Annotated in this window: 18 protein-coding genes and 1 pseudogene; 12 read left to right on the forward strand and 7 right to left on the reverse strand. The window is 68.1% G+C overall.

What is annotated here, in order from left to right; translation table 11 throughout:
• The 5 genes and pseudogenes from ABZX37_RS04765 to ABZX37_RS04785 all read right to left on the reverse strand — a co-directional run.
• Positions 1-353, reverse strand: a pseudogene (locus ABZX37_RS04765) (hypothetical protein); the annotation flags it as partial.
• A gap of 48 nt (positions 354-401) precedes the next feature.
• On the reverse strand, positions 402-737 hold the full coding sequence (locus ABZX37_RS04770) for a hypothetical protein (protein ID WP_344282217.1): 336 nt from the start codon (positions 735-737) through the stop codon (positions 402-404).
• A gap of 36 nt (positions 738-773) precedes the next feature.
• Positions 774-1,508: a trypsin-like serine protease gene (locus ABZX37_RS04775; protein ID WP_354736008.1), complete on the reverse strand. Its 735-nt coding sequence runs from the start codon at positions 1,506-1,508 to the stop codon at positions 774-776.
• A 125-nt stretch (positions 1,509-1,633) separates the two neighbouring features.
• On the reverse strand, positions 1,634-2,392 hold the full coding sequence (locus tag ABZX37_RS04780) for a trypsin-like serine protease (protein WP_354736010.1): 759 nt from the start codon (positions 2,390-2,392) through the stop codon (positions 1,634-1,636).
• 119 nt (positions 2,393-2,511) lie between these two features.
• Positions 2,512-2,886: an FKBP-type peptidyl-prolyl cis-trans isomerase gene (locus ABZX37_RS04785; protein WP_354736012.1), complete on the reverse strand. Its 375-nt coding sequence runs from the start codon at positions 2,884-2,886 to the stop codon at positions 2,512-2,514.
• A 163-nt stretch (positions 2,887-3,049) separates the two neighbouring features.
• Here ABZX37_RS04785 and ABZX37_RS04790 point away from each other — a divergent pair, with 163 nt between their 5' ends.
• Positions 3,050-6,265 carry a penicillin acylase family protein gene (locus ABZX37_RS04790; RefSeq protein ID WP_354736014.1) on the forward strand — a complete coding sequence of 1,072 codons (3,216 nt, stop codon included), beginning with the start codon at positions 3,050-3,052 and terminating at the stop codon, positions 6,263-6,265.
• Here ABZX37_RS04790 and ABZX37_RS04795 read toward each other — a convergent pair.
• Positions 6,219-7,073: an EamA family transporter gene (locus tag ABZX37_RS04795; RefSeq protein WP_354736016.1), complete on the reverse strand. Its 855-nt coding sequence runs from the start codon at positions 7,071-7,073 to the stop codon at positions 6,219-6,221. The two genes, ABZX37_RS04790 and ABZX37_RS04795, sit on opposite strands and share 47 nt — an antisense overlap.
• A 79-nt stretch (positions 7,074-7,152) precedes the next feature.
• Here ABZX37_RS04795 and ABZX37_RS04800 point away from each other — a divergent pair, with 79 nt between their 5' ends.
• The 4 genes from ABZX37_RS04800 (at position 7,153) to ABZX37_RS04815 (ending at position 10,620) form a co-directional block, all read left to right on the forward strand.
• Positions 7,153-7,989: a LysR family transcriptional regulator gene (locus ABZX37_RS04800; protein WP_354736018.1), complete on the forward strand. Its 837-nt coding sequence runs from the start codon at positions 7,153-7,155 to the stop codon at positions 7,987-7,989.
• A gap of 46 nt (positions 7,990-8,035) precedes the next feature.
• A complete protein-coding gene (locus tag ABZX37_RS04805; protein WP_354736020.1) occupies positions 8,036-9,067 on the forward strand; it encodes a PLP-dependent transferase in 1,032 nt (343 codons plus the stop codon).
• 237 nt (positions 9,068-9,304) lie between these two features.
• Complete coding sequence (locus ABZX37_RS04810; RefSeq protein ID WP_354736021.1) at positions 9,305-10,024, forward strand: hypothetical protein; 720 nt, start codon at positions 9,305-9,307, stop codon at positions 10,022-10,024.
• Positions 10,024-10,620 carry a class F sortase gene (locus tag ABZX37_RS04815; protein ID WP_354736023.1) on the forward strand — a complete coding sequence of 199 codons (597 nt, stop codon included), beginning with the start codon at positions 10,024-10,026 and terminating at the stop codon, positions 10,618-10,620. Before ABZX37_RS04810 ends, ABZX37_RS04815 begins: the two co-directional genes overlap by 1 nt.
• A gap of 1 nt (position 10,621) precedes the next feature.
• On the opposite strand, the gene ABZX37_RS04820 is transcribed toward ABZX37_RS04815, so the two are convergent.
• Positions 10,622-11,359 (reverse strand): FadR/GntR family transcriptional regulator, encoded by a 738-nt coding sequence (locus ABZX37_RS04820; RefSeq protein ID WP_354736025.1) that lies wholly within the window; start codon positions 11,357-11,359, stop codon positions 10,622-10,624.
• A gap of 77 nt (positions 11,360-11,436) precedes the next feature.
• Between ABZX37_RS04820 and ABZX37_RS04825 the strand changes: the two genes are divergently transcribed.
• The 7 genes from ABZX37_RS04825 to ABZX37_RS04855 are packed head-to-tail and all read left to right on the forward strand — an operon-like array spanning position 11,437 to position 18,350.
• Positions 11,437-12,927, forward strand: a complete 1,491-nt coding sequence (locus tag ABZX37_RS04825; RefSeq protein ID WP_354736027.1) for an ABC transporter substrate-binding protein — start codon at positions 11,437-11,439, stop codon at positions 12,925-12,927.
• On the forward strand, positions 12,924-13,868 hold the full coding sequence (locus ABZX37_RS04830) for an ABC transporter permease (protein ID WP_354736029.1): 945 nt from the start codon (positions 12,924-12,926) through the stop codon (positions 13,866-13,868). Before ABZX37_RS04825 ends, ABZX37_RS04830 begins: the two co-directional genes overlap by 4 nt.
• A complete protein-coding gene (locus ABZX37_RS04835; protein ID WP_354736031.1) occupies positions 13,868-14,683 on the forward strand; it encodes an ABC transporter permease in 816 nt (271 codons plus the stop codon). Before ABZX37_RS04830 ends, ABZX37_RS04835 begins: the two co-directional genes overlap by 1 nt.
• Positions 14,680-15,414, forward strand: a complete 735-nt coding sequence (locus tag ABZX37_RS04840) for an ABC transporter ATP-binding protein (protein ID WP_354736033.1) — start codon at positions 14,680-14,682, stop codon at positions 15,412-15,414. The genes ABZX37_RS04835 and ABZX37_RS04840 overlap by 4 nt, the downstream gene beginning before the upstream one ends.
• The gene (locus ABZX37_RS04845; RefSeq protein WP_354736034.1) at positions 15,411-16,178 is read left to right on the forward strand and encodes an ATP-binding cassette domain-containing protein; all 768 of its coding nucleotides are present in this window, start codon (positions 15,411-15,413) and stop codon (positions 16,176-16,178) included. Before ABZX37_RS04840 ends, ABZX37_RS04845 begins: the two co-directional genes overlap by 4 nt.
• Positions 16,171-17,595 carry an aldehyde dehydrogenase family protein gene (locus ABZX37_RS04850; RefSeq protein ID WP_354736036.1) on the forward strand — a complete coding sequence of 475 codons (1,425 nt, stop codon included), beginning with the start codon at positions 16,171-16,173 and terminating at the stop codon, positions 17,593-17,595. Before ABZX37_RS04845 ends, ABZX37_RS04850 begins: the two co-directional genes overlap by 8 nt.
• The gene (locus ABZX37_RS04855) at positions 17,592-18,350 is read left to right on the forward strand and encodes an SDR family oxidoreductase (protein WP_354736038.1); all 759 of its coding nucleotides are present in this window, start codon (positions 17,592-17,594) and stop codon (positions 18,348-18,350) included. Before ABZX37_RS04850 ends, ABZX37_RS04855 begins: the two co-directional genes overlap by 4 nt.
• The last annotated feature ends 4 nt before the right edge of the window (positions 18,351-18,354 follow it).

An 18,354-nucleotide genomic window follows, 5' to 3' on the forward strand; every position in this document is an offset into this window, starting at 1 on the left:
GTTTCCAAGAATTTATTATAACCCATTCCGTGCGGCAAAACTGTCAACGGAGCCCGAATCCGATGCAATTCCCCGCCGTAACTGGCCGCCAATGCCCAGTCGAAGTCCTCCGCGACGACGTCTTCCCAAGGCTCCAGCGGGATCCCGCGCGCGGCCAGGTACTCCCGCGTCCCCCGGGTGAACGCGCTCGAATCCGGGCACGTGAACACCACCTGCACCCGGGGATCCCCGGCGAACAACGGCAGCACGTCCAGCAGTCGCGTCGCGGCGGTCACGTTGTGCACTACCGCCAGCAGCGTCCGTTCCGTGGGCACGGTGCGCCATCGGCGCGGCACAGGGAACGACGAAGGCACGGAGAGCGATCCTACCGATCGCGCTCCGTGCCGGTCGTGCGAAAAGCCTTAGAGGCTGATATTGCCTTGTACGTCACGCAACTGGACGACCTTGGCCCCTTCGGCCACCGTGCCCACGTGGTTCGTGACCCCGCCGCTGCGCGCCTCTTGGTGCACCTCGAACTCGGTGCGCAGCGCCGCGCCGAACTCCGGGTCCTGGCGGCTGACCTCGTCGAGACGTTCGGCCAGCGCAGTGACGGTGGCCGGATTCTCCGGGGTGGCCGCCTCCAGTTCCGCGGTCGCCTTGCTGTTGCCGGAGAACTTGCGCTTGACCAGGTCGTACAGCCCGGTCGCGGCCTTCGTGGCCAGCGCGGTGGCGACAGCGGTCAGGATCGGCTCGGGCATGCGACTCTCCTCAGGTCGACGGCCCTTCCACCGTACTCACTTCGCGTGCTCGTCGATCCAGTCGGCGATCATATCGATGCGCGACGTCGTTTCCGCGCCGGTGTGCGGGCAGTCCGGGCCGTTGTTCTCGATCGAGATCAGCTTGCCGTCGGTGAAATACGGCGCGCCCGTGTCGTAGGCGCACGCGCTGGTGGACGCTTCCGGCGCGACGCCGTGAATGCCGACTGTCGTGCCGCCGACCGACGAGATCTTCATCGTGCCCTGCTGCAACTGCTTGGACGGCACCGGATTCTGCGCGGTCCGGCTGCCCCAGCCAGCCAGCGTGACCTGCTGTCCGACGCCCGGCACCAGGTGGTTCACCGCGAGCGGCGTGACGCCGGGGACCGGGCTGTCGAGCTGCGCCAGTGCGACGTCGTTCGGGCCCGCTTGCAGAACCTGCGTGACCTTGCGCTGGACGCCTTTCTCCTTGGTCTCGTCCACCAGGCCCAGCGACACCGTCGTCGGGTACGGCACCGGGCCGGACACCCGGTTCTTGTTGGCGTCGTGGAAACAGTGGCCGGTGGTGACGATCCACTGCGGCGCGACGAGCGCTGCCGAACAGAAGCTCGAGTACGTGCTTCCGTTCGGCAGCGGGATTCCGGTCATGCTCAGTTTCGCGGCGAAGCCGAATTGGCCCGCTGGGACATCAGAGCCGTTGGCGACGGCCAAGGCCGGGCTCGCGGTGAGGATGGGCAGGAGAACTGCTGCGGAGATCGCGGCGCGGACGCGCATTCTGTCCCTTCGTCCGGTGCCACCGGCGGACGCCGATGAACTCGGCCTTCCACGCTAACGACACTGTCCGCGATGCGGAATTCCCTTGATGGGCGACGAAAACCGACCGATCTCGCGACTTGCCCTCACTGGGTGTGCGAGGCGATCCAGTCCTTGAGGATGTCGACGCGCGCGGTCGTCTCCGGGGTGGAGTGGGGGCAGTCCGGGCCGGTCGACTCGACCGAGATGATGCGGCCGGTGTGGTCGCCGTCGTCGACGAAGTACGGCGCGCCCGAGTCGTAGCTGCACGCGCTGGTGTCCTTCTTCGGCGCGACGCCGACGATGGTCGCGGTGGTGGCGTCCGAGCCGACGACCTGCATCTCGCCCTGCTGCAGCTTGTCCGACGGCTTCGGCGAAACCTCGGTGAGGCTGCCCCATCCGGCGAGCAGCACCTTCTGGCCGGTGGTCGGCGCGGCGGGCGAGACGGTCAGTGGCTTGATGTCGGTGACCGGCGAGTCGAGCTTGGCGATCGCGACGTCGTTGATGCCAGCCTGCTGCACCTCGGTGACGTTGCGCCGTTCGCCCTTGCCCGGTTCGTCGGTGGTCGCGCCGAGAAGCACCGAAGTCCCGTACGGCACCGGGCCGGAAACCGGCTTGCGGTTGACGTCGTGGAAACAGTGCCCGGCGGTGATGATCCATTGCGGCGCGATGAGGGAACCCGAGCATCCGCTCGAATAAGTGGTGCCGTCCGCCTTCGGGATGACAGGCATGGACAGCTTGGCCGCGAACGGATACTCGCCGGGCGCCACATCGTTGCCGTTCGCGACCGCGGACGCGGGCGCCGCCACGGCTAGCGCGGCGCCGGCGGCGAGGAAGGCAGCGGAAAGGGCAGCACGCAAACGCATGAAATATCCTCCGGAAGACGACTACTCAATGCGAACGTAGGCGTCTCCGGTTTCCCCCGAAAGGGGGATCAGCCGGGGCTGCCCGATCGGGCTTGCCCGGCTGCCCGCGTTTTCTTGAATCAGCTCACGCCGACGAGATCGACGACGAAAACCAGGGTTTCGTTCGGGGCGATCACGCCGCCCGCGCCGCGCTCGCCGTAAGCGAGGTGCGGCGGGATCACCAGCTGGCGGCGGCCGCCGACCTTCATGCCCGCCACGCCCTGGTCCCAGCCCGGGATGACCTGGCCCGCGCCGACCTGGAAGTCGAGCGGTGCGCCGCGGTCATAGGAGGCGTCGAATTGCGCGCCGGTGGAGTGCGAGACACCCACGTAATGCACGCTGACGGCATTGCCCGGCTTGGCTTCGGGGCCGTCGCCGACCGTGATGTCTTTGATCTGCAGCTCGGCGGGCGGCGGTCCGTCCGGGCGCTCGACTAGGGGCTTTTCCACGCTCATGGGGCTCACCGTACCTATCGGTCAAACGCCGCGCCTGATGGACCGCTACCAGGGAGGACTACTCCCAACGAGGGGATAAACGCGAAAACTCTTCACATGTGGCCTACCCGTCGGTAGCGTGCGCTGGGTCACCCTGGGGAATCCTTCGTGGACGGAGTGCGGCATGCGACGACGCATCCCAATCCTGGCCGCGGGCGCGGTAGCCGTGCTCACGGCCGGGTTAGTGCAGATCGGGACCGCGGCACCGGCTTCCGCCGCGTTGCCCGGCAACGACTACTGCGCTGGTCAGTGCAACGACATCCTCCCGCCGGGCGAGAACGGCAGCGCGACGCTCGCCGAAATCCTCGCCAACAAGGCGTTCGGCACGCAGCCCGGGCACGCGGACGACCAGCTCGGCAAATACGCCGACCTGGCGGGCGGATACAAGACGCTGACCACCGACACCATCGGCAAGTTCTTCAACGACTCGTCCTTCGGCGTGCCCGCCGACCAGGTCGCGAGCACGCTGAAGCCGCGCGACGACGTGACGATCACGCGCGACAAGGCCACCGGCGTCCCGCACATCCAGGGCACGACGCGGTCCGGCACCGAGTACGGCGCGGGATACGCCGCGGCGCAGGACCGCTTGTGGCTCATGGACATCATGCGCCGGGTCGGCCGCGGCCAGCTGACGTCGTACGCCGGCGGCGCGGAAGCGAACCGCGAGCTGGAGCAGTCTTTCTTCGCCTCCGCGCCCTATACCGAGGACGAGCTGCAGCAGCAGATCGACGACGTGGCTGCGAGCGGTCCGCGCGGCCAGCAGGGGCTCGCCGACGCGAAGGCGTACATCGAAGGCATCAACAAATACATCACCGATTCGCACAACGGCCGGTACTTCCCGGGCGAATACGTGCTCACCGGGCACGTCGACGCGATCACCAACGCGGGCACCATCGAACCGTTCAAGCTCACTGACCTCGTCGTGCTCGCTTCGGTGGTCGGCGCGCAGTTCGGCGCCGGCGGTGGCGGCGAGGTGCAGAACGCGGTCGCGAAGCTGGCTCTGCAGGAGAAGTACGGCGTCGAGCAGGGCGAAAAGGTGTGGCAGAGCCTGCGCGCCGAGGACGATCCCGAGGCCGTGAAGACCCTGCACGACGGGCAGAATTTCCCGTATGGCAACACTCCGGCGAACCCGCAGGGCGCTGCGCTGCCGGACAAGGGTTCGGTGACGAACCAGCAGCTCGTGTTCGACCAGACCGGTTCGGCCGCCGCGGCGCAGGCGAAGGTCAAGGTTTCCGCGCCGAAGGACCAGGAGTCCGCGCGCGGCATGTTCGACAACGGCGTGCTGCCGGGCAACATGCTCAAGGAAAAGCACGGCATGTCCAACGCGCTGCTGGTGTCCGGCGCGAAGACCGCCAGCGGGCATCCGGTCGCCGTGTTCGGTCCGCAGACCGGGTACTTCGCGCCGCAGCTGTTGCTGCTGCAGGAAATCCAGGGTCCGGGCATCAGCGCGCGGGGCGCGTCGTTCGCCGGGCTCAGCATGTACGTGCTGCTCGGGCGCGGCCAGGACTACTCGTGGAGCGCGACGACCGCGGCGCAGGACATCATCGACACCTACGCGCTGCCGCTGTGCGACCCGAGCGGCAAACCGGCCACAAAGGACTCGAACTACTACCTGTACCAGGGCAAATGCCTCCCGATGGACACCGTGGAGCGCAAGAACGCCTGGTCGCCGACCGTCGCGGACGGCACCGCCGCCGGGTCGTACACGCTGCGCAGCTACCGCACGAAGTACGGCCCGGTGACCTCGCGGGCGACGGTGGACGGGAAGCCGGTGGCGTACTCGTCGCTGCGGTCCTCGTACTTCCACGAGGTGGATTCGCTGATCGGGTTCCAGGAGTTCAACGACCCGGGCTACGTGAAGTCGGCCGCGGACTTCCAGCGCGCCGCGAACGACGTCAACTTCACCTTCAACTGGTTCTACGCGGATTCGAAGGACATCGCGTACTTCAACTCCGGCGCGAACCCGGTGCGCAATTCCACTGTGGACCCGATGATGCCCGCGTGGGGCGATCGCGGCTTCGACTGGAAGGGCTGGAACCCGGCGGGCAACAAGGCTGATTACACGCCCGCGTCGCAGCATCCGCAGTCGGTCAACCAGGACTACTACGTCAGCTGGAACAACGCGCAGTCCAACGGCTACGCGTCTGGCGGTGCGGACAAGTCGGCGGTCCACCGCGCCGACCTGCTCGACGCGCGGGTCAAGGGCCTGCTTTCCAGCGGCACCAAGGTGACCCGGGTCAACCTGACCCAGGCGATGGCGGACGCGGCGCTGGCCGACCTGCGGGCTGAGAAGGTGCTGCCGTTGCTGCTGCAGGTGCTCGACAAGGCCCCGCTCACCGGTGCCGCGGCGGATGCCGAGGCGAAGCTGAAGACGTGGATGGAGCACGGACACCAGCGCGTCGAATCCAGCCCGGGCAGCAAGACCTACAACGACGCCGACGCGATCCGGATCATGGACGCGTGGTGGCCGCTGCTGGTCACCGGCGAGTTCAAGCCGTCGATGGGCGACGACGCGTTCGGCGCGATGACGAACGTGCTGCAGATCAACGAAAGCCCGTCCGGCTTCCAGAACGAGACGCCGGGCAAGCACGTCGGTCAGCCGCACCAGGGTTCGGCTTACCAGCACGGCTGGTGGGGTTACGCCAGCAAGGATCTCCGCACAGTGCTCGGACAGCCGGTCGCGGGCCCGCTCGGCGCGAAGTTCTGCGGCGGCGGCGACCTGACCGCGTGCCGGCAGACGCTGGTCGACTCGCTGACCACGGCCGCCGGTCAACCGGCGAACACCGTGTACCCCGGTGACGCCGACTGCTCGGCGGGCGACCAGTGGTGCGCTGACTCGATCATCCAGCGTCCGCTGGGCGGCATCGCGCACGGCAAGATCAGCACGCAGAACCGGCCGACGTTCCAGCAGGTCGTCGAATATCCCGCGCACCGCGGCGACAACGTCTCGAACCTCGCGGCGGGCAAGCCGGTGAACGCCTCCAGCGCGGAAACCGGGTTCTACAACTCGCCCGCTTCGAACGCGGTCGACGGCAACGCGGGTACGCGGTGGGCGAGCGATTGGAGCGACAACCAGTCGATCACCGTGGACCTGGGCTCGGTGCAGCAGGTTTCGCGCGCGGTGCTGTCGTGGGAGAAGGCGTACGGGAAGGGGTACAAGATCCAGCTGTCCACGGACGGCACCGACTGGCATGACGCTGCTGCGGTGACGGACGGGAACGGCGGGGTGGACAACGTCTCGTTCGCACCCTCGGACGCACGGTTCGTTCGGATGCAGGGGGTCTCGCGCGGGACTAAGTACGGGTATTCGCTGTACGAGTTCGAGGTTTACGCGCACTGAGTTCTGTTGCTACTGACGTGACGATGAGGACCGCTCCGGCCAGCATGATCGGCCGGGGCGGTTCTTTCATGAACAGGACGCTGATGAGGCAAGCGAGGATGGGTACGGCGTAGGCGTAGGTGCTGACCAGCGCGGCGGAGGTCGTGCGGAGGAGCCAGGTGTAGAGGCCGAAACCGGCCAGCGAATCGACGAGGGCCAGGTAGCCGAGTGCCAGCCAGGAAGTGGTGGTGGGTTGGCCGACCACTTCGCCGGTCGCCGCGCCGATGGCGAGGAGAACGGCACCGCCGCACAGCAACTGCACGGTGGTGGTCGCCCATGGTCCGGGGAGGTTGGGCGTGCGCGCGGTCAGGACGGTGCCGATCGCCCAGACGAGACCGGCTGCGGCTACGACGAAGGTCCACGCGTTGGGCTGCGTGCCGGTCAGCAGGGCGACGCCGGAGAAGCCGACGAGCACTCGCAGCAAACCGGCTCTGGTCGGACGTTCCCCGAGCATGGCGTTCAGCACGGTTACCCACAGCGGAAGCGCGGCGACCACCAACGCGGCGGTCCCGGCGAAGGTCGTGCGCTCGGCGAGCGCCACGGTTCCTTGTGCGCCGAGCAGGCAGACGCCGGTCGTAGCGGCGGTCGCGAGCTGGCGGAAATTCAAGCCTCGCAACGCGGTTGGCCGGAGGGCGAGCAGCACCAGGCCCACAGCGAGGAATGCGCCGCCGGAAGCCGACAGCGGCGGAAGGGTTTGCGCCATGACCCGCATCGCGGGGAACGACGTTCCCCAGCACAGCCAGAGGCCAGCCAACGCCAGAAAGACCATGCACTTCAGCACAGCTCACCTGCGGCTATGCGTCCAACAACTTCTCGTCATCTCCCGGATGCGGTGAGATCATCAAGCGGTGGACGTGACGGTGGCTCAACTCGAAGCCTTGCTCGCGGTGGGGGAGCACGGCAGTTTCACCCGCGCCGGGCAGGAACTCGGGCGGACGCAGTCGGCGGTCAGCCGGGCGATTGCCGCGTTGGAGAGTGCGCTTGGCGGGCCCGTCGTGCATCGCGGAGAAATCGGGTTCACCGAACTTGGTCGCACGGTGGCGAAGCACGCGTCATCAGTGCTGGAGGGGTTGCGGGCGATCAACGATCTCGCCGCGGACATTCGCGCGCCGACACTGAGGGTTGGCGCGGTGGCGAGTGCGCTGGTGCGTTTCGTGCCAGCGGGAGTGCTGCGGCTGCGACGGGATTGGCCGCGGAGTCAGGTACTTGCCTTGCAGGGCGAGGATGACGAACTCCTCGCCTGGCTGGCTGACGGAACCGTCGATCTCGCTGTGACCACCCAGCCCGGCCCGGATTCCCAGCTAGCGCTCGAAGACGAATTCCTTGCCGTGGTGCCGAAGGAGCATCCGGCCAGCCGCCGGAAGCGGATCCGGCTCGCCGAGTTGATCCGGCTCGGGGTCGCCGATCCGGGTGGCACGTGCGGGCCCGCCTTGGCGGAGGGATTCGCGGCGCACGGTGTCGAATGGCGGCCGGACCATGTGGTCCGCGACGTCGGGACGGTGGTCGCGATGGCTGCCGCCGGAATCACCGCGGGGGTCGCGCCCGCGATGGCGTTGCCGGATCCGCCGCCGCCCGCCGTTGTGATCCGGCCGCTGGAACCGCGGCTGTCCCGGGCCGTCTACCTGCATTACTGTCCTGCGGACCGCGATGTTGTCCACTTTGTGGAACACCTGACCACCTGGTGATATTCGTCGCCTGCCGTTGAAGCGGTCGCGAAGTTACCGTGTCCGCATGGACGACTGGACTCCGCGGACCCGCGCGATCGCGGCGGGTCGGCCGCACGGCCCCGGCGAACCGCTGACCACGCCGATCGTTGCGACGAGCACTTTCGAGGCCGGTGGCGACGCGGTGTACGCGCGTTCCGACGGCACGGCTACCTGGGCTGCCTTCGAGGAAGTCGTCGGCTCGCTCGAGGGTGGCACCGCAGTCGCCTACGCGTCGGGCGTCGCCACGTTGTCCGCGGTGCTGGATTCGTTGCCGGTCGGGTCGACGGTTGCGGTTCCGTCGTTCAGTTACGCCGTCACGCGCGGAGCGTTGAAGCACGCACAGCAAATCGGTCGCCTCACGGTCACCGAATTGGAGCCGACGGACACTCAGTCGTGGCTCGACTGCGACGCCGATCTGTTGTGGCTCGAATCGCCGACTAACCCGACGCTCGACGTGATGGACATCGAGACCATCGCGCGCGGCACAAGGGGACGCGTAGTCGTCGACAACACCTTCGCGACTTCGCTGCATCAGCAACCACTGTCGCTCGGCGCGGACATCGTCGTGCACAGCGCCACGAAACTTATTGGCGGACACAGCGATCTTCTGCTCGGTGTCGCGGTCGCAGCCGAGCAGAAGATTGTGGACGAGCTTCGTGCGGCGCGTACTCGGGTCGGCGCGACACCGGGTGCGCTCGAAACGTGGCTTGCGTTACGCGGTTTGCGGACGCTTCCGGTGCGGCTCGCCGAGCAAACCCGTACCGCGGAGTTGCTGGTGTCCCGGTTGGCGGAACACCCGGCGGTAACAAAGGTTCGCTACCCGGGTTTCGGGATGATGGTGGCGTTCGAGGTCGACGGCGCCGACGCGGCGGACAAGGTGTGCGCGAGCGTCCGGTTGATCCGTCCGGCGACGAGCCTCGGCGGGGTGGAAAGCCTGATGGAACGGCGTGCGTGGCTTCCCGGCGAGGAGCGCGTGCCGCCGGGGCTCATCCGGTTTTCCGTCGGGTTGGAGGACCCGGAGGACCTGTGGCGGGATTTGCTGACCGCACTCGGCTGATTTCCGCCATTCTTTAACGAGGGCTGTGCGGGTTGCCTCGCAACTGTTACGGTATGGGCACGACAAGCCGGATTCCCGGCAATCGGGCCAAATCATCGCCGCCGAGAAGGCGTTCGTTACGCCTTTCTCTCGTGCCATTAATCACCAGCTAAAGGGTTACCCCTATGGGCTGAATCTTCGGCAGGATCAGCGAGCGCGGTGGGGGTCATCGCGCTTTTCCTCAGAGGGGTAATCATCTTGAAGAAGACCCTGGGCAGACTCGCGGGCGCTGTGCTCGCGGGCGCCCTGATCAGCCTTACCGTCGTGCCCGCCGCGAACGCGGAGACCGCGCCGGAAACCTCCGCCTCGGCTCCGGCCACCACGGGCGAGACGGCTCCCACCTCGGCCCCGGCCACCGAGACCGGCAAGCCGACTGAACCGGGCAAGCCGACCGAGACCGGCACGCCGACGGAGACGGGCAAGCCGACGGAGACCGGTAAGCCGACCGAGACGGGCAAGCCGACGGAGACCGGTAAGCCGACCGAGACCGGCAAGCCGACCGAGACGAGCAAGCCGACGGAGACCAGCACTCCGGAAGAGCCGCCGTTCGTCGACGACACCGGCTACGGCTCGGACCTCGACGGCGACCTCGGCATCCTGCGGATCGCTTGCGTCGCCGGCGCGCCGACCAACGTGCACTCCAAGGACTTCGACCTGGTCGAGGGCCCGGAGCAGGACGAGACCGACGGCCGCTACTGGCTGTGGCTGGTCAAGCGGCACGCGGGTGTTTCCTTCGACACCGGCACCGTCTACGCGTCCTGGACCTGCGGCGGCAAGTCGACTGACGGCGGGCACGTTCCCCCGGCGGGCGGCGCGGGCTCGGGCTCCGCTGGCACCACCGGCGGACACGGCGACTCGCAGGTGAAGTACACGCCGAAGCGCGGCATCGAGACCGGCTTCGGGGGCATGGCCGCCTGATGACCAGGAAGTTCGGGCAGGGTGTCGCGGTAGCGGGCACCCTGCTCCTCTCCTTCTCGCTGAGCGCGTGCGGCTCGGACGCCCCCGCGGCTCCGGCCGCGCAGGCCCCGGCCAGTGCGGCGGTCCCGGTGACCAAGCCGTTCTCCGGGCTGCGGCCGACGTCGGTCGAGATCCCGAAGATCGGCGCGAAGTCGACGCTGATCACCGTCCTTCCCAACAAGGACGGGCAGATCTCGGTTCCGTCGGTGAAGAACCCGATGCAGGCCGCGTGGTACCGGCTTTCGCCGGTGCCGGGCGACGTGGGTCCGGCGATCGTGCTCGGGCACGTCGACGGCGACCACAAGCCGGGGATCTTCTACAAGCTCAAGGACGTGAACCCGGGCGACGAGGTCGACGTCGAACGCAGCGACGGCAAGAAGCTGAAGTTCGTCGTGGACCGCAAGGAACAGGTCCCCAAGGACACGTTCCCGACGCAGGCCGTCTTCGGCAACACGGACAAGCCGCAGCTGCGCATCATCACCTGCGGCGGCGTGTTCGACCACGCCGAGCACAGCTACAAGGACAACATCGTGGTGTACGCGAACCTGGTCTCCTGACTCAGGTCAGCAGCGGAGTGAGCAGCGTGCGCTGGTCCTTCGGCACGTATTCCGCGTAGTTGTCATACAGCGCTTGACGCGCCAGCCGCGCCGCCGACTCCCCGTCGGCGGCGCGGATCGCGTTCAGCACCTCTTCGTGATGCCGCAGCCACGAGCGCATCAGCGTGCCGCGGTCGTTGGCGTGGCTGAGTTTGTCCTCGATCAATTCCAGGACGACGCCGCGGACCACTTCGCCGCTCACGACCAGAAGCGGATTCCGTGACACTTGGGCAATCACGTCGTGGAATGCGACGTCCGCGCGGCTGAATTCCGCATATCCGTCCGCTGTCGCCATTCCTTCCAGTGCGCTGTCGAGTGCGGTCAAATCCTCGGCGGTGCGCAGTTCCGCGGCCAGCAGGTGCGACGATCCGTCCAGCACCATCCGGAATTGCAGCAGTTCCGCCAGCCCGACGTGTTCCGCCCGGGCCAGTCGGTGCATCGACCGGTGCAGTGCGCCCGGCGACGCGGCCAGCACCTCGGGCCCGCGCGGATCGCCCGGCCGGGACCGGATCAGTTCGGCGGCCTGCAGCACCCGCAGCGCCTCGCGCACGGTCGAGCGGCCGACGCCGAACTGCGTCATCAGCTCCCGTTCTCCGGGCAGCCGGTCACCGGGCTTGAGGCGGCCGCTCACCACGGCCTCCTCGATCTGCTCGACGATCCGCTCGTAGGCGCGGACCGGAGCCACCGGTTCGAACTTCATCTTGACCTCGGTGTCTGCCGGATGCGAGTCTGCTGTCAGGGTTACTGGTCTGACCAGTGTACTGAGCAGGAGGCGGAATGAAAGCCCGGAGCACTGCCGCGGCACTGGCGCTGCTGCTCGTGACGTCCGGCTGCTCGGCAGGCTCCAGTGCGAGTGTTTCCCCAGGTCCGGACACGCTTTCCGTCGGCTACACAGCGGAGCCGGCGAACTTCGACTTCACCCGTTCCGACGGCGTGGCCATCCCGCAGGCGCTGCTCTACAACGTCTACGAGGGCCTGGTGAAGCTCGATCCGCAGGGCGGGATCGTGCCGCTGCTCGCGAAGTCCTGGATGATCAGCCCGGACCGCAAGACGTACGACTTCCAGCTGCAGCAGGGCGTGAAGTTCAGCAACGGAGCGCCGTTCACCGCCGCCGACGTCCAGTTTTCGCTGATGCGGGTGAAGACGGACTGGACGATCTCGCTCAAATCGGCGATGGACGTCGTGGACCACGTCGAGGTGGTCGCGCCGGATCACGCTCGCGTGGTGCTGTCGAAGCCCAGCAACGGCTGGCTGTTCAGCCTCACCAGCAGGCTCGGCGCGATGTTCAGCCCGACCGGCGTCGCGGATCTGGCGAACCATCCGGTCGGCACCGGACCGTACGAGGTGGCGTCGCGCCGGCGCGGCGATTCCATTGTGCTGCGCGAGAATCCGCGGTACTGGGGCCGGAAACCGGCGTATCGCACGGTGGTGCTCAAGTACTTCGCCGATCCGACCGCGCTCAACAACGCCTTGCTGTCCAACGGAATCGACGTGATCTCCAACCTCACGTCGGCCGATTCGATCCCGCAGTTCCAAGGCGACGACCGGTTCACCGTGCAGCAGGGCACCACGAACAGCGAGGTCACGCTGGCGTTCAACGGCCGTCGGGCGCCGCTGAACGACGTGCGCGTCCGCCGCGCGCTCACCTACGCCATCGATCGGAAAGCCGTGCTGGACCTGGTCTTCAGCGGTCGCGGCACGCTCATCGGCAGCATGGTTCCGCCCACCGACCCGTGGTACGAGGACCTGTCGAAGGTCTACTCCTACGACCCGGCGAAGGCGAAGCAGCTGCTCGCCGAGGCGGGCGTGCACGATCTCAAGCTGCGGCTGCGGATTCCGAACCTGCCGTACGCGGTGTCGGCGGCGCAGGTGGTGCAGTCGCAGCTGGCGGACGTCGGCGTCACCGCGACGATCGAGCCGCTCGACTTCCCTGCGGTGTGGCTCAAGCAGGTCTTCACCGACCACGACTACGACCTGTCGATCATCCAGCACGTCGAAGCCCGCGACATCTCCACGTTCGGAAAACCCAAGTACTACTGGGGTTACGACAACAAACACGTGCAGCGACTGCTCGCGGCGGCGGACAGCGGCACACCGCAGGAGCAGGTGAGCGACATGAAGGAGGTCGCGCGGCAGCTGAACACCGACGCGGCGGCGGACTGGTTGTTCCTGTTCCCGAACGTCGTGGTCGCCAAGAAGAAGGTGACCGGACTCGCGCGGAACCAGGTCAGCGAGTCGTTCGACCTGACCGCGGTGAGGCCGGCATGACCGCGCGCGTGCTGCGGCGGGTGGCCGTGTTCGCGGCGAGCCTGTTCGTGGCGTCCATCGTGGTGTTCCTGTTCATGGCCGTGCTGCCGGGCGACCCGGCGCAGGTCGCTTTGGGTGTCAACGCGACGCCGGAACTGCTCGCGAAGACCCGCGCCGAATTCGGCATCGACCGGCCGCTGGTCGAGCAGTACCTGAGCTGGATGGGCGGAGTGGCCCGCGGCGACTTCGGTCGGTCGTACGTCACGCGCGAGGCGATCAGCCCGCAGCTGGTGGACCGGCTCGGGGTCACGTTGTGGCTGGTCGGCGCGGGGATGATCGTCGCGCTCGTGATCGCTCTGCCCGCCGGCGCGTTCGCCGCGGTGCGGCACCGGAAGGCCAGCGGTGTCGCGGTTTCCGGGCTGTCGCAGGTCGGTGTCGCGATCCCGGCGTTCCTCGCGGGCATCATCCTGGTGCAGATTTTCGCCGTACAGCTGCGCTGGCTGCCGAGCGGCGGATGGACGCCGCCGGACCAGGACGCGGGCGAGTTCCTGCGCGGACTGATCCTTCCGGCGCTGTCGCTCGGCCTGGTGCAGGGCGCGGTGCTCACGCGGTACGTCCGCTCGGCCGTGCTCGACACGCTCGGCCAGGACTACCTGCGCACCGCCCGATCCAAAGGCTTGTTGCCTGGTCAGGCGCTGTTCCGGCACGGGCTGCGCAACGCGTCCGTCCCGGTGGTCACCGTGCTCGGCCTGCAGCTGACGACGCTCCTGATCGGCGCGGTCGTGGTGGAGCGGGTGTTCGTGCTGCCCGGGCTCGGCAGCATGCTGCTGGACGCGGTCGCGCAGCGCGATCTGCTGACGGTGCAAGGGATCGTGCTGGTGCTGGTGGCCGGGGTGCTGCTGGTGAACTTCGTGGTCGACGTGCTGTATTCGGTGCTCGACCCGAGACTGCGGGGGTCCTGATGCGCCGCAACGGAAATCTCCTGCTCGGCGGGATCCTGGTCGCGCTTGTCGTACTGGCCGCGCTGGTGTCGTTCGTCTGGACGTCGTACGACCCGGTGCAGGTCAACGCGGCGGACCGGCTGCTGGGCTTCTCGGCCGAGCATCTGTTCGGCACGGACAAATTCGGCCGCGACGTCTTCAGCCAGATCCTCGTCGGCGCGCGGACCACGCTGTACGTCGGCGTGGTCGCGGTCGGCATCGCGGCGGTCATCGGCACGCCGCTGGGCGTGCTGGCGGCGATGGCGCCCCGGTGGCTCGGCGAGTTGGTGATGCGGGTGAACGACCTGGTCCTCGCGTTTCCCGCGCTGCTGCTGGCGATCATGTTCGGCGCTGTCTTCGGTGCGGACACGCTCACCGCGATGGTCGCCATCGGCATCGCGACCATCCCGTCGTTCGCCCGGATCGCGCGGTCCGGGTCGCTGCAGGTGATGAGCAGCGAATACGTGCTCGCCGCCCGGGCCGGCGGCCGGTCGCGGACGCGGATCGCCTGGTCGCACGTGCTGCCGAACATCGGCGGGCTGCTGATCGTGCAGGCCTCGGTGTCGTTCGCGATCGCGGTGCTGGCCGAGGCGGCGCTGTCGTTCCTCGGCTTCGGCACGCGGCCGCCGACGCCGTCGTGGGGCCGGATGCTGCAGGAATCGCAGGAACTGCTCACCGCGCATCCGCGGCTCGCGCTGGTTCCGGGCGTCGCGATCGCGGTGGCAGTGCTCGGGTTCAACCTCCTCGGCGACGGTCTGCGCGACCGTCTCGACCCCCGATTGGCGGCCCGGGTATGACGCTGACGGTGGAAAACCTGCAGGTCGCGGACCTCGTGCGCGGGGTTTCGTTCGAGCTGGGCGCGGGCGAGCGGGTCGGGTTGATCGGCGAATCCGGGTCCGGGAAATCGCTCACCGCGCTGTCCGTGCTGGGCCTGCTGCCGGAAGAACTGTCGGCTACCGGCTCGGTCCGGCTGGACGGCCGGGAGTTGCTCGGTGCGTCCGAAAAGGAGCTGTCCCGGTTGCGCGGCAACGGGATGGCGATGGTGTTCCAGGAGCCGATGACCGCGCTGAACCCGGCGATGCGGATCGGACGGCAGGTCACCGAGCCGTTCCGGGTGCACGGCCGTCGCGGGCGTCCGGCGGAGGAACTCCTGGCCGCGGTCGGATTGCCGGGCGTCGCGCGGGCGTATCCGCATCAGCTGTCCGGCGGGCAGCGGCAGCGGGTGGTGCTGGCGATCGCGCTGGCCAACGACCCGGCGCTGCTGATCTGCGACGAGCCGACCACCGCGCTGGACGTCACCGTGCAGGCCCAGATCCTCGGCCTGATTCGCGAGCGATTGTCGGCGGAGAGCTCGCTGCTGTTCATCACGCACGACCTGGCGGTGGTGGCGCAGATGTGCGACCGGGTGCTGGTGATGCTCGACGGGTCCATTGTGGAGCACGGCTCGACGCGGGAGGTGCTGACCGCGCCGAAGCATGCCTATACCCAGCGGTTGCTCGCCGCCTCTGATCTGGAGGGTGCGCGATGATCTCCGTACGGGACTTGGAGCGGCGGTATACGCGGCGGGACGTGCATGCGTTGCGCGGCTTGAGTTTCGATGTTTCCGCTGGTGAGCGGTTCGGAATCGTCGGCGAATCCGGGTCGGGGAAGTCCACCCTGGTCCGCCTGCTGGCCGCGCTGGACCGGCCCACCGCGGGCACCGTGTCTTTCCAAGGACAGCGGATCGACTCGTTGCCCGAGCGGAAGCTGCGGTTCCTCCGCCGGGAAATGCAGATCGTCTTCCAGGATCCGATGGGCTCGCTCGACCCGCGGATGCGTGTGCGGGAAATCGTCTCCGAACCGCTCGGCCGACGGTCGCCGGAGCGAGTCGCGGAGCTGCTGGCCGCCGTCGGACTGCCCGAGGACGCGGCGATGCGGTACCCGCACCAGTTTTCCGGCGGGCAGCGGCAGCGGATCTCGATCGCCCGCGCGCTCGCGCCGAACCCGAGCGTGCTGATCGCGGACGAACCGGTGAGTGCGCTGGACGTTTCGGTGCGCGCGCAGATCCTGGACCTGCTGGCCCGGCTGGTCGACGAGTTCTCGCTGACGTTGATTTTCGTTTCGCACGACCTCGGCGTGGTGCGGCACGTGTGCGATCGCGTCGCGGTGATGCGGCGCGGGGAGATCGTGGAAATCGGTGCGGTGGAGAAGGTTTACGCCGAACCGGAGCACGAGTACACCCGGGAACTGCTGGCCGCCGCGCCGAATCTGCGGACCGAGCTGGCCCGGTTGAAGGGAGAAACGGATGCCTGACTACCCGGACGGCTTGCCGATCGGTTCCGACTGGGTGTCCACAGTGGATACCGCGGATGTCGTGTTTCCCTATGACGGCACCGTGATCGGCACAGCTCCGGTGGGCACTGCTGCGCTGGCTTCGCGGGCCATCGATGAAGCAGTAGCAGTGGCCCGCGAAGTTGCTTCGCTGCCTTCGCGCGCTCGCCGGACTCTGCTGAACGACGTGGCTTCAGCGGTGCGCGAGCGTCGAGTGGAGTTTGAGCAGCTTCTCGTGCTGGAGACTGGGAAACCGCTGGTCGACTGTCAGGTAGAGGTCGCGCGGACGATCGTTACCTGGGAAGCCGCGGCCGAGGAAGTGTCGCGGCTGCACGGCGAAACTGTCCCGCTCGACCTGCTGCCGTCGGGGGACGGGCTGGTCGGGTTCTGGAAGCGCAAGCCGATCGGCCTGGTGGTCGGGATCGCCGGGTTCAATTACCCGTTGCTGCTGGCGTCGCACAAGATCGCGCCCGCGATCGCCGCTGGCTGTCCGGTGGTGGTGAAGCCCGCGCCGCAAACCCCGCTGGCGACGCTGTGGCTGGTGCACCTGGTCCGCTCGCTGACCGATCTTCCCGCGATGGTTCAGCTGGTCACCGGAGACGCTTCGGTTGGATCGGCGCTGGTCACGGACCGGCGGATCGGCGCGGTGTCGTTCACCGGCTCGGCCGCCGTCGGCCATCAGATCGCCCGCGACGCCGCGCCGACGAAGACCCTGCTGGAGCTTGGCTCGAACGCCGCGCTGGTGGTCGCCGAGGACGCTGACCTCGATGCCGCCGCCGATGCCGTGCTGCGCGGCGGGTTCTACGCGTCCGGTCAGGCCTGCATTTCCGTACAGCGAGTGCTGGCGGTGTCGTCGGTGGCTGCGGAGTTCACCGACAAGGTGCTCGCCCGGCTCGGCGAAGTGACCGTTGGTGATCCGCGTTCTCCCGACACCCGCGTATCGGCGCTGATCGATGCACGCTCGACCGCCCGGGTCGCCGAATGGGTCGACAAAGCGATCGCGGCAGGAGCACGGCTGCTTGCTGGCGGTTCGGTGCGCGACGGCGTGCTGGAACCGACGGTGCTCGCGGACGTCCCGGACGGCGTCGATTGCTGGGACGAGGAGATCTTCGGCCCGGTCGTCTGCTTGCGCACAGTGTCCGATGTGGACGAAGCGTTCGCCGCGGTCAACGCGTCGCGGTACGGCTTGCACGCGAGCGTGTACAGCCGCTCGCTGAAGACCGCGTTCCGCGCGCTGGACGAGCTGGAGGTCGGCGGGGTAGTGGTGAACGAGGTGCCGGGGTTCCGGTCCGACACGATGCCGTACGGCGGGGTCAAGGACTCCGGGATCGGCCGCGAGGGGCCGCGATTCGCGGTGGAAGAGCTGACCGTGACCAGGATGGCGGTGCTGCGCCCGTGAACTACGCCGGATTGTTCCGCATGGACGGCCGCCGCGCCGTCGTGCTCGGCGCGGGCAGCGGGATCGGCCGCGAGTCTGCCCGAGCTCTTGCCGCACACGGCGCGTCGGTGATCTGCGCGGACCGAGACGTCGCTGCCGCCCGGGAGACCGGCGTCGGCGAGGCGTACGAGATCGACCTGCTCGCGCCCGGTGCCATCGCTGCCGCCGCCACCGACCTGGGCCCGCTGGACGCCGTCGTGCTGACCGCGGCCACGAACGTCCGGAAACGCCTGCTGGACTACACGCGCGAAGAGTTCGACCGCGTGGTGGAACTGAACCTAGGCGTCGCCTTCGAGGTGCTGCGCGCGTTCGGCGAACCGATGGTCGAACAGGGCGGGGGAAGCATCATCGGCTTCTCCTCGATCCGCGGCACCACCGTCGAACCCGGCCAAGGCCCGTACGCAGCAACGAAAGGCGGCCTTGTGCAGCTCTTCCGCACTGCGGCTGCTGAGTTCGGACCGTCCGGCGTACGCGTCAACGCCATCGCCCCTGGCGTTGTAGAGACGCCCTTGACCGCACAAATCAAAGCGCGCCCCGACTGGTACGACGCCTATGCCCAGAAGGGCGCTCTCGGCCGCTGGGCGCGCGCGGACGAACTGGCCGGTGCCGTCGTGTACCTCGCTTCGGACGCTTCAACCTTCGTCACCGGCTCAGTGCTCGCTGTTGACGGCGGCTGGACCGCAGTCGACGGCCGCTTTGACCCACCCGCTTCGTGAATCG

Source organism: Amycolatopsis sp. NPDC004079 (assembly GCF_040610415.1).
Classification (GTDB): domain Bacteria; phylum Actinomycetota; class Actinomycetes; order Mycobacteriales; family Pseudonocardiaceae; genus Amycolatopsis; species Amycolatopsis halotolerans.

Excerpts from the sequence above, each read along its gene's own strand:
- ABZX37_RS04775 (WP_354736008.1), bottom strand. The coding sequence starts at position 1,508 with ATGCGCGTCCGCGCCGCGATCTCCGCAGCAGTTCTCCTGCCCATCCTC.
- ABZX37_RS04815 (WP_354736023.1), top strand. The coding sequence starts at position 10,024 with ATGACCAGGAAGTTCGGGCAGGGTGTCGCGGTAGCGGGCACCCTGCTC.
- ABZX37_RS04795 (WP_354736016.1), bottom strand. The coding sequence starts at position 7,073 with ATGGTCTTTCTGGCGTTGGCTGGCCTCTGGCTGTGCTGGGGAACGTCG.
- ABZX37_RS04790 (WP_354736014.1), top strand. The coding sequence starts at position 3,050 with ATGCGACGACGCATCCCAATCCTGGCCGCGGGCGCGGTAGCCGTGCTC.
- ABZX37_RS04850 (WP_354736036.1), top strand. The coding sequence starts at position 16,171 with ATGCCTGACTACCCGGACGGCTTGCCGATCGGTTCCGACTGGGTGTCC.
- ABZX37_RS04845 (WP_354736034.1), top strand. The coding sequence starts at position 15,411 with ATGATCTCCGTACGGGACTTGGAGCGGCGGTATACGCGGCGGGACGTG.
- ABZX37_RS04840 (WP_354736033.1), top strand. The coding sequence starts at position 14,680 with ATGACGCTGACGGTGGAAAACCTGCAGGTCGCGGACCTCGTGCGCGGG.
- ABZX37_RS04825 (WP_354736027.1), top strand. The coding sequence starts at position 11,437 with ATGAAAGCCCGGAGCACTGCCGCGGCACTGGCGCTGCTGCTCGTGACG.
- ABZX37_RS04780 (WP_354736010.1), bottom strand. The coding sequence starts at position 2,392 with ATGCGTTTGCGTGCTGCCCTTTCCGCTGCCTTCCTCGCCGCCGGCGCC.
- ABZX37_RS04820 (WP_354736025.1), bottom strand. The coding sequence starts at position 11,359 with ATGAAGTTCGAACCGGTGGCTCCGGTCCGCGCCTACGAGCGGATCGTC.
- ABZX37_RS04785 (WP_354736012.1), bottom strand. The coding sequence starts at position 2,886 with ATGAGCGTGGAAAAGCCCCTAGTCGAGCGCCCGGACGGACCGCCGCCC.
- ABZX37_RS04770 (WP_344282217.1), bottom strand. The coding sequence starts at position 737 with ATGCCCGAGCCGATCCTGACCGCTGTCGCCACCGCGCTGGCCACGAAG.
- ABZX37_RS04805 (WP_354736020.1), top strand. The coding sequence starts at position 8,036 with ATGGACGACTGGACTCCGCGGACCCGCGCGATCGCGGCGGGTCGGCCG.
- ABZX37_RS04835 (WP_354736031.1), top strand. The coding sequence starts at position 13,868 with ATGCGCCGCAACGGAAATCTCCTGCTCGGCGGGATCCTGGTCGCGCTT.
- ABZX37_RS04830 (WP_354736029.1), top strand. The coding sequence starts at position 12,924 with ATGACCGCGCGCGTGCTGCGGCGGGTGGCCGTGTTCGCGGCGAGCCTG.